Source organism: Liquorilactobacillus sp., assembly GCF_047719775.1.
Classification (GTDB): domain Bacteria; phylum Bacillota; class Bacilli; order Lactobacillales; family Lactobacillaceae; genus Liquorilactobacillus.
Genome location: NZ_JBDNTS010000010.1, coordinates 33,064 through 48,733 on the forward strand (window position 1 = coordinate 33,064; position 15,670 = coordinate 48,733).

General features: G+C 36.3%; 16 protein-coding genes. 13 read left to right on the top strand and 3 right to left on the bottom strand.

The features are described 5' to 3' along the window. The first annotated feature begins 93 nt into the window (after positions 1-93). The 6 genes from mreC to ABF682_RS06805 all read left to right on the top strand — a co-directional run bounded on the left by mreC (position 94) and on the right by ABF682_RS06805 (position 5,626). Positions 94-942, top strand: a complete 849-nt coding sequence (mreC, locus tag ABF682_RS06780) for a rod shape-determining protein MreC (protein WP_289978463.1) — start codon at positions 94-96, stop codon at positions 940-942. An 11-nt stretch (positions 943-953) separates the two neighbouring features. Then, positions 954-1,469: a rod shape-determining protein MreD gene (gene mreD, locus ABF682_RS06785; RefSeq protein ID WP_289978464.1), complete on the top strand. Its 516-nt coding sequence runs from the start codon at positions 954-956 to the stop codon at positions 1,467-1,469. Between the two features lie 15 nt (positions 1,470-1,484). Continuing rightward, positions 1,485-2,162, top strand: a complete 678-nt coding sequence (locus tag ABF682_RS06790; RefSeq protein ID WP_289978466.1) for a septum site-determining protein MinC — start codon at positions 1,485-1,487, stop codon at positions 2,160-2,162. 2 nt (positions 2,163-2,164) lie between these two features. Then, a complete protein-coding gene (minD, locus tag ABF682_RS06795) occupies positions 2,165-2,971 on the top strand; it encodes a septum site-determining protein MinD (RefSeq protein WP_289978468.1) in 807 nt (268 codons plus the stop codon). Between the two features lie 171 nt (positions 2,972-3,142). Further along, on the top strand, positions 3,143-4,594 hold the full coding sequence (cls, locus tag ABF682_RS06800; RefSeq protein WP_289978469.1) for a cardiolipin synthase: 1,452 nt from the start codon (positions 3,143-3,145) through the stop codon (positions 4,592-4,594). A 96-nt stretch (positions 4,595-4,690) separates the two neighbouring features. Then, the gene (locus ABF682_RS06805; RefSeq protein WP_415619357.1) at positions 4,691-5,626 is read left to right on the top strand and encodes an alpha/beta hydrolase; all 936 of its coding nucleotides are present in this window, start codon (positions 4,691-4,693) and stop codon (positions 5,624-5,626) included. Positions 5,627-5,727: 101 nt separating this feature from the next. On the opposite strand, the gene ABF682_RS06810 is transcribed toward ABF682_RS06805, so the two are convergent. After that, positions 5,728-6,630, bottom strand: a complete 903-nt coding sequence (locus ABF682_RS06810; protein ID WP_415619358.1) for a hypothetical protein — start codon at positions 6,628-6,630, stop codon at positions 5,728-5,730. A gap of 112 nt (positions 6,631-6,742) precedes the next feature. Here ABF682_RS06810 and ABF682_RS06815 point away from each other — a divergent pair, with 112 nt between their 5' ends. Next, positions 6,743-7,105, top strand: coding sequence for an iron-sulfur cluster biosynthesis family protein (locus ABF682_RS06815; protein WP_289978476.1), 363 nt, complete (start codon positions 6,743-6,745; stop codon positions 7,103-7,105). 204 nt (positions 7,106-7,309) lie between these two features. Here ABF682_RS06815 and ABF682_RS06820 read toward each other — a convergent pair whose 3' ends face one another. Next, complete coding sequence (locus ABF682_RS06820) at positions 7,310-8,743, bottom strand: C69 family dipeptidase (RefSeq protein WP_415619359.1); 1,434 nt, start codon at positions 8,741-8,743, stop codon at positions 7,310-7,312. A gap of 332 nt (positions 8,744-9,075) precedes the next feature. Here ABF682_RS06820 and ABF682_RS06825 point away from each other — a divergent pair, with 332 nt between their 5' ends. After that, positions 9,076-9,279 carry a 2-hydroxymuconate tautomerase gene (locus ABF682_RS06825; protein WP_289978481.1) on the top strand — a complete coding sequence of 68 codons (204 nt, stop codon included), beginning with the start codon at positions 9,076-9,078 and terminating at the stop codon, positions 9,277-9,279. An 82-nt stretch (positions 9,280-9,361) separates the two neighbouring features. Next, positions 9,362-10,666 carry a diaminopimelate decarboxylase gene (lysA, locus tag ABF682_RS06830; RefSeq protein ID WP_415619360.1) on the top strand — a complete coding sequence of 435 codons (1,305 nt, stop codon included), beginning with the start codon at positions 9,362-9,364 and terminating at the stop codon, positions 10,664-10,666. 576 nt (positions 10,667-11,242) lie between these two features. On the opposite strand, the gene ABF682_RS06835 is transcribed toward lysA, so the two are convergent. Beyond that, positions 11,243-12,055: a Cof-type HAD-IIB family hydrolase gene (locus ABF682_RS06835; RefSeq protein WP_289978485.1), complete on the bottom strand. Its 813-nt coding sequence runs from the start codon at positions 12,053-12,055 to the stop codon at positions 11,243-11,245. A gap of 122 nt (positions 12,056-12,177) precedes the next feature. On the opposite strand from ABF682_RS06835, the gene ABF682_RS06840 reads away from it, so the two are divergent. From ABF682_RS06840 to ABF682_RS06855, 4 genes are read left to right on the top strand one after another with little or no spacing between them, the layout of a single operon-like run. Beyond that, on the top strand, positions 12,178-12,933 hold the full coding sequence (locus ABF682_RS06840; protein WP_289978488.1) for an alpha/beta fold hydrolase: 756 nt from the start codon (positions 12,178-12,180) through the stop codon (positions 12,931-12,933). 22 nt (positions 12,934-12,955) lie between these two features. Beyond that, positions 12,956-13,276 carry a metal-sulfur cluster assembly factor gene (locus tag ABF682_RS06845; RefSeq protein ID WP_289978490.1) on the top strand — a complete coding sequence of 107 codons (321 nt, stop codon included), beginning with the start codon at positions 12,956-12,958 and terminating at the stop codon, positions 13,274-13,276. A 20-nt stretch (positions 13,277-13,296) separates the two neighbouring features. After that, positions 13,297-14,268: a hypothetical protein gene (locus ABF682_RS06850; protein WP_415619361.1), complete on the top strand. Its 972-nt coding sequence runs from the start codon at positions 13,297-13,299 to the stop codon at positions 14,266-14,268. Between the two features lie 13 nt (positions 14,269-14,281). Then, positions 14,282-15,667 carry an RsmB/NOP family class I SAM-dependent RNA methyltransferase gene (locus ABF682_RS06855; RefSeq protein ID WP_415619362.1) on the top strand — a complete coding sequence of 462 codons (1,386 nt, stop codon included), beginning with the start codon at positions 14,282-14,284 and terminating at the stop codon, positions 15,665-15,667. Positions 15,668-15,670 lie beyond the last annotated feature (3 nt).

Genomic DNA, 15,670 nt, shown 5'->3' on the forward strand with positions numbered 1-15,670 from the left:
GATTGAAACGTGTCATGTTGGGAGGTTGGGAGTATATTCGTCCAGCCTCCTAATTTTTGGATATGTCTATGAGTTTAGTGAGTGGAGGAAACAATGCAAAGATTTTTTTTCAATAAAAGACTTATCATTGTACTTATTACATTGATTATTGGGTTTGTATTAGTCGCATTTTCAGTTACTGTTAGAAATGACAGGTCAACACCACCAATTATCCAACAAATTGGTAACGATACTGCAGGCTTGGTTGATAGGGTGGTAAGTTATCCAATTAGTGCGGTTGGCAATGCGGGTAGCGCAGTCGGAAGTTTGCTTAATACTTATCAAGAAAATCAGAAATTAAAAAAACAAGTTGATAATTTGGCATCTGAGAAGGTTTCCAATCAGACGATTCGCAGAGAAAATGCAGCTTTGAAAAAACAATTGAAGTTGAATAAGTCTTTGACAAATTATACTGCGGTAACGTCTTATGTCATCGCAAGGACACCTTCTTCATGGCAAAATCAAATAATTATCAGCAAAGGGTCACTAGCTGGTGTCAAGAAGAATGCATCCGTCTTGTCTGACAAAGGTTTGGTTGGACGAGTTACCGAAGTAAATAAGACGAATAGTAAGGTCGAACTAATTAGTACAACGAATGATAATGCTAATCGCTTTGCTACAACAATTATTACAGATGATGGGTCAGTCAATGGTTTAATTACTAACTATAATGCTAACACCAACCGGCTAATAATGGGGCAGATTGATTCTCAAAAGACAATGAAGAAGGGTGATAAGGTCATTACTTCTGGTATGGGTGGCAATTCTCCTCAGGGAATCTATGTTGGGACCGTTATGAAAGTTGAAAAAGACGATTATGGATTGGCCACAAAAGTCGAAATAAAGCCTGCAGCAGATTTGACAAATCTTAATATTGTTACTGTTGCAGAGAGAACAGATTAGAGGTTGGTTTGATGAGAATTTCAAAAATACGTTATTATTACCCTTTAGGTCTGTTCGTCGCTCTTTTTCTAGATGGAACTTTAAGTAATATGTTTGCGGGTGCTTTCTTTAAGGCTAGTTTGTCCATTGAAAGTCGTTTATTTATTCTTTGGGTTGTAATGAGTGTTTTTTTTGCCAAAGTTGAGCATCCTTTTTTTTGGGCAGTTACGGTTGGATTAACTTTTGATTTGTTTTTTACAGGCATAATTGGACCATTTTTTATGTTGGTTCCACTGATCCTTTATTTAACCAAAGTAATGTATAGTTTTTTTACACCATCCTTTATTGTGGTACTATTAATTTATCTGATAGATATTGCACTTTTTACACTTTTATTCTACTGGATTAACGTACTGATTGGTTTTACAAGTGTTTCGCTTGCAATCTTTATCAGCAGTACACTAGGACCCACGTTAGCATTTAACTTGGCAGCGTTTGTAATATTATATTTGCCAATTAAAGGACTAATGGAGATGTCCTCAAGATAAGGGGGGTGGATTGAAATGCAGAATGTTGTTTTAAAGGGGCACAAAGATGGTTATGTGATAGCGATTCGTGCTGATTCTAAGTTTGAAGATATACTTGCTGAAGTAACAGCTCTATTCGCAGACTTGCAGAAGGATAAAAAACGGGATGCCACACAGCCAATCTCTTTTAACATTACTACAGGAACAAGGTTGCTAAGTGCCGAAGAAAAGAAAAAGATTGAGGATATTGTAAGTAATTATCCGCTTTTTTCGATACATAAATTCACTTCAGATGTTATGCTTGTTCAAGATGCCATTGAGATGGTTGAGAGTAAAGTAGTGCACCTCAATGCGAATACGGTGAGAAATGGACAAATCGAATATATTAAAGGTGATGTTCTATTTATCGGTAATTTGCATCGTGGGGGAATTTTGAGAGCCACTGGTAATATATTCTTACTTGGTAATTGTGAAGGAATCATACATGCAGGTTATTTAAGTGATGCACAGGCAATTATTGCGGGAAATGTTTCAAAAGCCCAACAGGTTAGAATTGCGGATGTAGTTGATATCATTTCTGATGACGAGCACAAGATAACGAAAAATGGTGAGAATATAGTGTATGTTAACGATTTGCATGTACTTGATTATACTGAACGGGATCAAGTAAAAGCAATTAGACCAAAACTATTTGCACACATGGGAGGTTACTAAAGATGGGCAAAGCGATTGTTGTTACTTCTGGAAAAGGTGGGGTAGGAAAGACAACTACCTCTGCTAATTTAGGAACTGCACTTGCACTCTCGGATAAAAAGGTTTGTTTACTTGATTTAGATATTGGTTTAAGAAATCTCGATGTTATTTTAGGCTTAGATAATAGAATTATTTATGATATTGTGGATGTTGCTAAAGGAAGAGCAAAATTGCATCAGGCTTTAATCAAGGATAAGCGTTTTGACGACAAACTATTTTTACTGCCAGCGGCGCAAAACGCTGATAAGTCAGTACTTGAACCAAGTGAAGTTAAGGCAATTGTTGATGAATTAAAACCTGACTATGACTATGTTCTGATTGACTGTCCAGCAGGGATTGAACAAGGATTCCTAAATGCTATTGCAGGGGCAGATCAGGCAATTGTTGTTTCAACACCTGAAATTTCGGCTGTTCGTGATGCAGACCGCGTTATTGGGCTACTTGAAAAAGCTGGTTTGGAAGAAGCTCCACAATTAATTATCAATAGAATCAGAACTCATATGATGAATGACGGGCAAGTTATGGATATTGACGAAATAACGCATCATTTATCTATTAATCTACTTGGAATTGTCTTTGACGATGACAAAGTAATCAGTACCTCTAATAAGGGAGAGCCTATTGTTTTGGACGAGACTAACCCAGCTGCACAGGGATATCGTAATATCGCACGTAGGATGCAAGGAGAGACAGTTCCTTTGATGAATATCAAAGAAGTCGGGAAGAAAGGCTTCTTTCAAAATGTTTTTTCATGGCTTAAGAAAAAATAGGAATAATTTATAATTAAAAAAAGACGGAGAATTATCAGGACTTCGTTTTTTTTGTCTTATTAAGTTCACTGCCCATTAAAAATGACAAATGAATTAATGAAGTGTAAACTTTTGCATAGATAGCTTGTTTTTTGCAACGATATTCGGCAAAATTCAGAAAAGGGGAAGCAAATGTCTATAACATTAGCGATTATTGAAGTTATTTTTATGTTGAACCTTGTTTTTGCAATATTAACAGTGTTCAGAGAAAAGCGTGAAATCTCAGCCACATGGGCTTGGTTGCTGGTTTTACTTTTATTACCTGTAATAGGTTTTATTCTGTATTTAATTATTGGAAAAAAACTTTCACGAAACAAAATTGATGATATTCGTACGCAAAAACAAATTGGAATTGATCAGTTGGTTAGCCTGCAAAAAGAGCAGTGGGATGAAAAAGAATTACTGCCAGCAGATGAAATAACTGATACGGCCCGCGAGATGGCACATCTTTTTTTAGAAACCGATAAAGCTATTTTAACTAAGCACAATAAAGTTGAGATATTGATAGATGGTAAAGAAAAGTTTAGAAGGTTATTTGCGGATATTGCGACTGCAACTGACCATGTTCATGTAGAGTACTATACGATTTATAATGATGAGATTGGGAACCAACTCTTACACCTGCTTGAGAAAAAAGCTGCTGAGGGTGTCAAGGTAAGGGTGATTTATGATAGTTTTGGTTCACATGGTACGACTAAAAAGTTTTTTGCTAAATTAGAGGAACTCGGCGGGCGGGCGGAATCATTCTTTAGTTCAGGTCGAAGTTTCTCTAGCTTTCGTCTAAACTATCGTAATCACCGTAAATTAGTGATTATTGATGGAAAGATCGGCTATATTGGAGGTTTTAATGTAGGAGATCAATACTTAGGTAAGAGTAAGAAATTTGGATACTGGAGAGATACACATATTCGTGTACAGGGAAATGCGACTGATTCTATGCAGTCCAGATTTTTCATGGATTGGAATGCGACGGCACCTGAAAAGGATCGCATTGATTATCAAGAAAATTATTTTCCGTTGGTTAAGAGCCAAGGAAAGACGAGTATCCAAATTGTTTCGAGTGGCCCTGACAATGATATTGAAAAGATTAAACTCGGATACATTAAGATGATCAATAATGCGACTAAATATATAATGATTCAAACACCATATCTGATACCAGATGATCCGATTTTAGAAGCTCTTTCTTTAGCGGCATTTTCAGGAATTAAAGTAAAAATTATGATTCCTTCAATGCCAGATCATCCATTTGTATATCGTGCAACGCAATACTATGCCCAGTCGTTAATTGCAACCGGCGTTGAGATATATAGATATGATAATGGTTTCTTGCATTCTAAAACATTAGTTGTGGATGATAGAATTGCGTCTGTTGGTTCTGCAAATATGGATTATCGAAGTTTTAAGCTGAATTTTGAAGCTAATGCTTTCTTGTATGATCAAGGAATAAGTGAACAATTAAGTAATATTTTTAGGGAAGATATGAAAAAGTCTACCAAATTAACGATGGATGATTTTAAGAAGCAATCATTGTGGCTGAAGTTCAAACAGTATTTTTCGAGACTTTTATCTCCAATTCTATAGAGAGTATTGCCGAGTGATCATATAAGATGAAATTGCTCTAGAATTTAAATTCTTGAGTAGTTCTAATTTGTTTTGAAAGAGTAGATGGAGAAATTAATGAGCAAGAAAAGAATTTTTGGGATAGTAGTTGGAATATTAATTGTTACTTTACTGGCAGGAATAGGTGGTGCAAGTGCTTATCTTTATAACTTTGCTTTTGAACCGCAAAAGGCACTTAATTCGAAAGTTCCTATAAAAAAAGCTAAGAAACAAAATACTGATAAGAAGTGGTTAAATAACGTGAAGCAAAAGAGTTGGAATGAAATCTCAGCCGGGCAAAATTTAAAACTTCATGCAGTATATGTTCCAGCAAAAAACGAGACAAATAAGACAATAATCGTTGCCCACGGTTATCAGGAGAATCATAAAGATATGGCTAGTTATATCCGAATGTTTCATGATCTTGGGTATAATGTCTTGGCGCCAGATGATCGTGGTGCAGGTCAGAGCCAGGGAAAATATATCGGTTTTGGATGGCCGGATCGCCTAGATTATGTGAAGTGGATCAAGCAGATAATTGCGAAAGACGGTAAGAATTCTGAAATAGGACTTTTTGGTGTCAGTATGGGTGGAGCAACTGTCATGATGGTTAGCGGTGAGAAGCTGCCTAAACAGGTTAAAGCAATCGTTGAAGATGCTGGATATTCAACGATTGAGGGGGAACTGACGTATGAACTGAAGTCGCGGTTTAACCTACCAAAGGAACCATTAATTACAACTGCAGCTTGGTATGCTAACTTTAAGGCTGGTTTTAATTTTAAAGCAGGAAGTTCATTAAAACAGTTACGTAAGAATAAATTGCCGATCTATTTTATCCATGGCGGAGCAGATACATTTGTTCCCACAAAGATGGTCTACCAAAATTACGCAGCTGCTCAAGAACCCAAGAAAATATGGGTAGCTGCAAAGGCTGGGCACGCGATGACTTACTATGATTACCCAAACGAATATCAGCGGAGAGTAAGCCACTTTTTTACAGAATATTTACATTGATAATTTTATAGAATAAAAAGAGTGCGTTTTTCAGTAGTTTTGGACGAATATCCAAATTCTACTCCCTAATAACGTACTCTTTTTTGTATATTATAGTATTTTTACCAGAAAATGATTTGTGTGCTTTTTAAATCTTGCTTTAATTGCAAAAGCTCATGGTCATCGATGGGAGTAATCAAGGGTGTAATCCCTCCAACCGGGCCTTTTTCAATAATAGGGTGCAGCATTGGATCAACATAGTTATCTGAGGAAGCGGTTAATACAAATTTTGTACTAATTTGGCGGATGTTTCTCAAATTTTCTTTATCTTTTGGTAAAGAAGTTAAAAATTCTTCATTAGGAAAGAAAAAACTTAGAAATTTGGCGTAATCTTCTTGCCAAATAATCAGCGTGTTATGCTCTTTAGCAGTTTCGTTATATTTAGCAAGGCGCTCAGGATTTAGCGCGGAGAATCGGACCTTTGCATGCGCATCAGCAGGGAGATGAGCAATGAATTTGCCAAATTGTTTTTGGATACCTGTTTCACTAATGACAGGAGAGGAATTGTTTGTATACATTTTTGTATCTAAGTAAAAAACTATTGGTTGCTCCTTGCGAATGATTTTTTTCCAGTTTTTGATACGTTTATTATGTGCACCTTTATTAGTAAATGAATGACAATAAAAAATAGATTTATTTGTTGAATTAATAAGAAAAACAAGTGAACCGAATAAGGAGTCATCATTTTTGTAAGCTGTTATTTCTAGTCCAGCAATTTTTTGCGTGTACTGTGCTGGAATTATTTTAGGCTGGTTTTGCAGCTTAGCAATGAAACCAAAACGGATTAACTTTTGAATTAACGTGTAAAGTTCTTGTGATAAGTAGAATCTGATATTTTTATCGGCTGTTTTCAGAGCTTGGATGTTATTTTCACTATAATGTGTGATAAAGACCCGTTCTTTAAGAACAATTTCACGAACATCAAGCTGAACATTTTCGAAAATCAATTCTGAATTATGTGTCATGTTAAAATCTCCTTTAGTAATACTAACTTTTTAGAAGCAGATATTTTGAGTCTTTTAATATAACGCGTACAATATAGTTGAGGCACAATAAAAATGAATGGAGGAATTAAAAATGTATTTGAAAATCACTCCGGAAGCACAAACAAAATTACAAAGCAAGATAGGCGACACGGATGTCAAAGTTTTATTGGACTTTGATGATGGTGTGGGAGCCTTTTCACGTGTTGGCACCTGTACTTTAGCATCCGTTTTTCGCGTACTTTTAGTTGACCCAGCTGTTGATTCGCATGATTATGATGAAAATCTTGATACTGATATGGGTTCATTTGCTATTAAGGGCTATAGTAAGATGTACATGGACGAAAATATGACCTTAGAGCTAAATGAGAAGACCCAAATGTTACGTCTTAAAGGTGCCAATTCTGGTGAGTTAACGGCAGCTGTCAACGTCGAGCGCTTTGAAGTTGGAGTCTAATTTAGGCTAATAATTCCTTAATCTGAGTAAAGTAGGAGCTAGATCAAAATTTAACTTTTGATCTGGTTTTTTTGTTGGTTTCAGATAAATGTGTTCTACAAGGCAAACTTATTCGTCTAATTTCGAATTACCCATAGTAATACTTTGTTCGTAATTCTGAGTAGTACTCGAAACTTTTTGTCAGATGGGATACTCTACTTTTTATCATAAATTAGCATCGGTTTTAAAATCAAGTGGTGAGAAGGCAGTTGCTTCGGTAATCAGTTGAGCAGTTAATTCTTCCACTTTTTTGATTGCGTAAAGAGCATTTTCATTTGAACTTTTTGTAATAAATATAATTTTATCTTTTGAAGTTAGACCACTTTGAACATGTTTATCAGTTTCACGAATCCGTTTATTTAGCTCAATCCTAACGTCCTTTTGCAGTGCCTTTAACTTTGAACCAAATTCTAAATAGTTACTGTCGACCAAAATACCAAGTAATTTGTATTTCCAATAAGCTGAGTCTGTACTGTAAGTGGCATCTCCTTTTTTATAGGATTCTGGAGTATCACTGATGGCTGCATAGAAAGGAACAAAAATACTTTGAGCAGTGACACCCATGGCAAGCCATTGGATTCCTGCAAGTTCAGTGGGGAATCCAGGACGAATTTGGAGAATATGTGATTCTTGTGTTTTTGCTAGACTAATTGGACGAAATTTGTGTTTTAATTCCACAGGACCTTGTCCAATTGGATCAAAGTCTGTTCCTTGGAAATGTGAACTAAGAATGAATTCAATATCTTCACGGCTGATGAGATGACTTGCTTTACGAATGAAAGGAAGTTCTTGACTCATTGGATCTTGGATAATTTCAGGATTCAAGTATTTTTGACCATACCACACACGTGGGGTGCTATAGATTGCATCACTCAAATCTTGCGTTCCAAAAATTTTACGGAAATTAAAAGAGTCTGTGGCAATATTTAGTTTATTTAGCGAAACAAAAGCAACAATACCAGTTGAGAATAAGAAATTATTCTTATCTGTAAAGTCGATTTCTTGAATTGCTAGCTGATTGGCAACGACAGCATAGGAATCAGCAGGAATCCGTTGTGCCACCCAATGATGACCTGTTGCGATCTCCATATACCAAGATTCTGCTTGATCAGCAAATAAAATACCGTTTGATTCACTTGCCCCTTTTTCCTCAACAATTCTGCCGAGATACTGGACACCCTCACGTGCAGAATGTATATATGGCAGTGTTACTGTGATCATTGCTTCTTCGCCAATTCCTTCAGAAACCAGTGGATCAGCTCCGAGAACTCGTTCGTTGGCATATGCACTTTCAGTAGCACTCATTGCGACACCATACTCATTAAAGCCGTCTTCGGCAAAGATCCCATACTTATCTGTCCATTCGGGTGTGGCAGTGTAGCGTCCACTAGTTTGGGGTAATTCCATTGTGAACCCATTGTCTGGTGAAACAAAAAGCTTCTGTTTGGCGTGATCACCATGAGGATATACTTTAAAATGTTTTGGCCAAGCAGTCTTTGCATCTTCGTTTCGAGCAATCATGATTGAACCATCAATACTTGCTTTTTTTCCTACAAGAATACTTGTGCAAGCTGAAAAACTTTGTTCTTTAAATGCCAAATTAATTCTTCTTTCTTTTTCTAAATTATTTCGTTAAAATAATTCTAGCATAGCATTGTTCTTTGTTGTAAAAAAAGTTATTACCATAATGACTTTCTTAATTCGGTCTGAATTATATAAATTAAAGCAAATTGTAGCATAAGTGGATTCTGTGATGTCTACAAACTTTGTTAATGCGAAAAATTTGCAGATAAAGAGCAGCAGGTTAAAATCAAGAACAAGTTGGATAATTAGTAAAAAGAGAAAGAATCTTTTTTTAAATAGCATTTTTAGGAATTTTAATTGCTTTCTAATATTATTTCTGCTTTAATATAACTAACATTAATGTTTTAGTGAAAAGGGGAAAAAGGATGCCGATTGTACATATTGATTTAATTGAAGGACGCACACAAGATCAACTTAAACACCTCGTGGAAGATGTCACTAAAGCTGTTAGCAAGAACACTGGAGCACCAGCTGAACATGTCCACGTTATTCTTAGTGAGATGAAAAAAAACCGCTATAGTGTAGGCGGAATTCTCAAGAGTGATGAATAATTAGACGTGTGCGAGATGGCTGGGACAGTATTCCCGGCTTTTTTATTTAATTAGAATTTTTGAAAAGAGAGGATGTTTGAAGTTGACAAGTTTATCAGATGAAGTAACAACGAATGAAGCAGGACATTTAACAATTGGTGGGGTCGATACTTTAAAACTTGTATCTAAATATGGTTCACCCTTGATAGCGTATGATGTTTCAAAAATGAAAAGTCAGATAAGTCACTTCAAACAGGCTTTTACTGCTGCTGCTGTTCCTTATCGAGTGACCTATGCAAGTAAGGCTTTTTCTGCTGTTGCCATGTACCAATTAGTTGCAGGTGAGGGGTTAGGATGTGATGTGGTTTCTGGAGGAGAGTTAGTTGCTGCGTTAAAGGGCGGGATGCCAGCTGAAAGAATTGAATTCCACGGAAACAATAAATTACCGATCGAACTGGCGATGGCAGTTGATGCCCAGATTGGTTGTATTGTAGTTGATAATTTCCAAGAAATCGCATATTTGGACAAAATTTTAAAAGAGAAAGACACGACAATTTCTGTAGTAGTTCGTGTTGCACCAGGTATTGAGGCTGAGACACATAAATATATTTCAACTGGTCAAGAAAATTCAAAGTTTGGTTTTGATGTACACAGTGGTCAAGCGAAGAAAGCACTAAAAGAATTGCTTGATAATCCTAGAATGAATGTCCTCGGAGTACATTGTCACATCGGTTCCCAAATATTTGCGGTCAAGGGTTTTGTAATGGCAGTCGATAAAATGGTTTCTCTGCTGAAGCAATGGAACGAAGAATTTGGATTTTCTGCCAAGTTGCTGAATCTTGGTGGAGGTTTTGGTGCACGCTACGTTGATAGTGATCAACCATCTTCTGCTGAAAATTTTGTAGAACAAATTATTACAGAGGTTAAGAAAAAAATAACTGAAGCCAATCTCGAATTTCCAGAAATTTGGATTGAACCTGGTCGCTCACTGGCTGCTGAAGCAGGATCTACTCTATATACAGTAGGGTCACGCAAAGACGTAGAAGGAGTCTGTCACTTTGTTTCGGTTGATGGGGGAATGGGAGATAATATTAGACCCGCGCTTTATCAGGCAAAGTATGCTGCGATTCTGGCTAATAAGCCCCATGCATTGAAAGAGCAAATTGTTACCGTAGTAGGAAAATATTGTGAGTCTGGTGATATTTTGGTAAAAGATGCATTGCTGCCAATTACACATCCGGGTGATATCTTGGCAGTTCCATCAACAGGAGCATATGGATATACCATGGCAAGCAACTATAATCGTAATCCTCGACCAGCCGTTGTTTTTTGTGAAAACGGTGAGGATAAGCTGATTATCAGACGCGAGACTTACGAAGATCTATTGAATTATGACTTAGGACTTTAATTTTCTGAATCTAACTTTTGTTTCAACCCTAATTAAAAAAGTTCTGAAATTAGTTGATTTTCATCAATTATTTTAGAGCTTTTTTAATTTATATATTGAAAATGCTGTAATTTAATATTTTATATAGAAGACAACAAAGTATGACAGGATCTGTATAATCTTGTTGTAGACTTCAAGTTGAAGGAGATGAGGGGATGGAGTATAGTGCTAAGAAAAAGTTATTCTTGGTTTCAACAATTGTTTGAGTTGGGTTACTTCTAATAGCAAGTTTTAGTGATTTGGCAATCAGTAATACAGTAATAAACTATAATAGTATTTTTGGAACAGTTTTCCAAACACTGGGAGAACTTCCGGTTTATTGTATTTTTATGTTTTCGTTTTTCTTAATAGCAGCAATTATCTTTGTGATGCACGAATTATATAATCATCTTTTGAGCAATGATTTAAAAATTTAATTTTAAGTATTAAATTTAAGAAGTGGCGGTCTACCAGCTGTAAAAGCTAAAAAATGGGATCGGGGCAAAAAATAAAATTTTGTCTCGGTCCCATTGATGATGCTATCCAATTTTGAATTGGTCATTCAGCCAAGCCTAGATATTTCTCAAGATAATTGGCCAAACCATCTTGTGTGTTATCAAGTTCGGTCACATCATTACTGATTTGCTTAAGCGCATCTGTCCCATTCTTCATAACAACACCCCAACCAGCATAATCAATCATCTCATAATCGTTGTGTTCATCACCAAATGCAACAATATTTTTGCGGTCAATGTGATAGTTGCTAGCTAGAAGGCGAACGCCCTTTTCTTTAGTGATTCCTTTAGGAGCTAGTTCCAGAATTGGGTTTGCTCCACCCCATACGCCAACTTCAATATAATCACCGTAGTTTTTCTTTAATTCAGAAACTATTTTGTCTTTGGCATTTTCCTCAATCAAAAGTGTAATCGAAGCTGGATCAGTTGCCAGGTTATCTTCGTTTAGAAGCTGTTGTGTGCTTAGAGAGGTGGGAAAAAAGCCATCAGTTACAGGATTAACACTATCTGCAAGCATCATTGTTTTTGCTTCAGCCGCGATTAATTTGATTCCCAAGTTTTCTTTATTTTTTAATAAATCAAAAGCAATCTCGCGTGAAAAAGTATCTTGATATTCTTTACCCCAATTTCTGTAAGGAATATGACCAAGTGCACCATTGAAGTTAATCATAGGCGTCTTTATTTGCAGCTCGTCATAGTAGTTTTTTGAGATACGATATGGGCGACCAGTTACAATTGAGACAATGTGCCCAGCCTTACTCGCTTTTTGCAGAACACTAATAGTTTTTGAACTAATAAGTGAATTTGCATTCAGCGTTGTTCCGTCTAAATCTAATGCAATTAATTTTTGTTCCAAATTAACACCTCATTCATGAAAACTCGTAGAATTTAAGATACCATAAAAACACTAATTTTACTAGAGTTTGACATAACTAACGGTGTATAATTGGTACATAATTATATGGAGGCGATAGCACAATGATGATTGTTGAACCAAAAAGCATCAAAAACATCCCTGTTCTGGAGGTTGTTTTAGCTGACAGAAAAGAGGATAGTCTACCGCTAGTAATTTTCTATCATGGTTGGACTGGTTGCAAGGAGCGGGTCTTGACGCAGGGATATGAAATTGCAAAGAAGGGCTTTCGTGTTGTTTTGCCAGACGCAATGTATCATGGTGAACGTGAAGTTGATGGTCCTGCCGAAGATCATCAGTTACAATTCTGGCAAATAATTGCAAATTCGGTTAAAGAATTTCCAACTCTGATTAATTTTTATAAAAAAGAATTTGGTATCAAAGATGATAAAATAGGTGTGAGCGGCTTATCAATGGGTGGGATAACTACGTGTGCTCTCTTGAGTATCTATTCAGAAATAACCGCTGCGGTATGCTTGATGGGTTCACCTCGCCCTGTAGAATTTGCTAGAATTCTGTTAGGTAAAATTCCAGGAGTTCAAGATGTTGACCCGGTATATATTGAAAAAGAGTTAGAGCAATTATCAATTATCGATTTATCTACGAAGCCACAAAAAATTGCTGGAAGACCAGTGCATTTCTGGCATGCAACTGGGGATCGAATGGTTCCTTATAAACCAACTAAGGAATTTTACGATAAGATAAAAGACCATTCGTACGCAGAAAATGTCAGCTTTTCCACTACTCAAGGCGGCGGACATAAGGTTTCTCAGGCAACAACCATAGAAATGGCGGAAAAGTTTTCCGAATATTTTAATTAAACCTAAAATGGGGGGATCCAGCATGACTAGTAGAAGTGTTGAAGATGTAAAAGATGAAATTATTGAAAAGTTAGAAAATGTGATTGATCCTGAGTTGGGAATTGATATTGTAAACTTGGGTTTAATTTACGAAATAGACCTCGATGCAGCTGGTTCATGTGAAATAAAAATGACGCTTACAACAATGGGCTGCCCATTAACCGATGTCTTGGCTGAAATGATTGAGCGTGAACTCCAGCCAATTGCTGAAGTCAATCAAGTAAATATTGATTTTGTATGGGAGCCAGCATGGACAATTGACAAGATGACAAGATATGCCAGGATGGCTTTGGGGATTCATTAAAAGGCTGGGAGACAAAATAATTGTTAACTAAAAGACTGTTCTTACTTTTATATACTGCTGTGCTTGCGCTTGCAAGCGTATTTCTTTTTGTAAAGATTCAGCAAAGAAGTTTAATAATTCAATTGGATAATCATAACTTGTCTGCGGCTGCATACCATGTTACTTTGAGCAAAAAAGAAACAATTTGGGATGTTACACAGGCAATTGAAAAAAATAAAAATATCAAAAATGTACAAATTCATTTCCAAGACAAGAAAAATAAGCACTTGACTTATTTTTTTGGGACTGGAACTTTTGGTGTTCCACCAATGATTAATGGTAGCTTTTTTGGGACTGGAACTTTCGATTCTGAAGTTGAAGTAGCGGTTGTTGGAAAGAATTATGAGAAGAAGCTATACGAACCAAAAGACCAAGAGTATTTAAAAATCAGCAATAAGTACGTGCCGGTATTAGGTGTGATGGGTGATAAGTATTCATCACAATTAGATAAACAGATTTTTATTGCACCAAGTATTGAAAAGAGTAAACAATTAACTGCTAATAACTACCGGATAATAATTGATGGGAAAAAGGCATTGAATAGAAATGTATTGAAATCAGTATTAGATGCTAAAGCGGTCGAACATTTGGCTCAGAAACATTTCTTTATTAATCAAGATTCATGGATATTAGACCATTTTCAAGAGTTGTTAATACTAGCTGCATTGTTTATATTATTCGTGTTTGGAACAATTATTTGGATAATCAGCAATGGGAAACGTCAGCGCAGTCTTTTAGGTCAAGGGAAAGAATCTCGGCAGCTATTGTTTGAAGAGTGGGAGTTCTATGCTCTTTTATCAGGTCTAGGAACAATTTTTGGAGTAATGGGTGGAATGCTTATTACTGATTTAACTAATTATATACCGCTACTGATTTATAATATAAGTGGAGTTATTTTAGCAAATATTATCTATATTTTGGTTTTAAGAAAAAGATTAAAAAGGTCTGAATAGGAGTTATGATTTAATGAAGTTTCCAGCGGATTTTAAAAAAAAGTATACTAATCTTTTAGGCGATGATGCACCTTCTTTTTTTGCAGGGTTACAAACTGAGGCAGTTAAAGCATTTCGTGTCAATCCGTTAAAGGAAGATTATGAAAACATTGGTTATCCGCTTGATTATCCAGTATCTTATGCACCAACCGGGTTTTATGGAAGTGTTAGCGGCAAGTCACTGGAGCATCAGACAGGATATGTTTATAGCCAAGAGCCGAGTGCTATGTATGTTGCAGAGGTCGGGAATGTTAAACCAGGTGAGATTATTTTGGATTTATGTGCAGCACCAGGTGGTAAATCAACTCAGATTGCAGCAAAATTAGCTGGTAAGGGTTTGCTTGTTTCAAATGAGATTAATCGAAAGAGGGCAGGCATCCTTGCTGAAAATATTGAGCGTGTTGGGCCGACAAATGTTGTGATTCTAAATGAGAGTCCGCAAGGAATGGCACGAAAAATAACGAATTATTTTGATAAGATTTTTGTTGATGCACCATGTTCAGGTGAAGGAATGTTTAGAAAAGATCCCGCTGCAATTAAATATTGGCATAAAGATTATCCAGCAGAATGTGCCGTTAGACAAAAAGAGATTTTGACTGAAGCAATGAAGATGTTGAAGCCAGGAGGTCAGCTAATTTACTCAACCTGCACTTTTGCGCCTGAAGAAGATGAACAGATTATCGAATGGCTCGTGGAAAATTATGAGTTAGCATTAGTTCCTGTGCAGAAGTACGAAGGAATGGATTCGGGATTCTCAAGGCTTGCTGGCAATAATAAAGAGGTGGAAAAGGCAGTCAGGCTATTCCCGCATCATTTTAGAGGCGAGGGGCATTTTATAGCCAAGCTTCAAGACAAAAGAGAAACAACTAATGTTTGCAGTAATATCAAGGAAAAAAAGAAAAAGAAAAAAACAAATTCAGTATTCAGAAATCTTAGTAAGGAAGAAGAAAAGTTGTGGAAAGATTTTGAAAGCAAAGTCTTCAGGCAGCAACTCTTTATTCTTGATGATCTTAGATGTTGGGGAGATCAGCTTTTCTACTATCCAAGTAACTGGCCCAATATTCAAGATTTGAAATTTATCAAACCCGGTTTTCAGGTTGGAATTTTTAAGAAAAAAAGATTTGAACCAGCATATGGACTTGCCTTGGCAATTAAAAGCACAAATGTACAACAAATTATTGATGTGACAATTGCTGAATGGGAGAACTATGTATCCGGAAATATAATCACATTGGTAGGCAAATTGCCTCCAAATGGCTGGTATGCTCTACGTTGCAACGGAAAAGTATTTGGTTTTGCTAAGTCTGTTAATGGGACTTTGAAGAACTTTTTTCCAAAGGGTTTACGCTTCACAATTTGATGA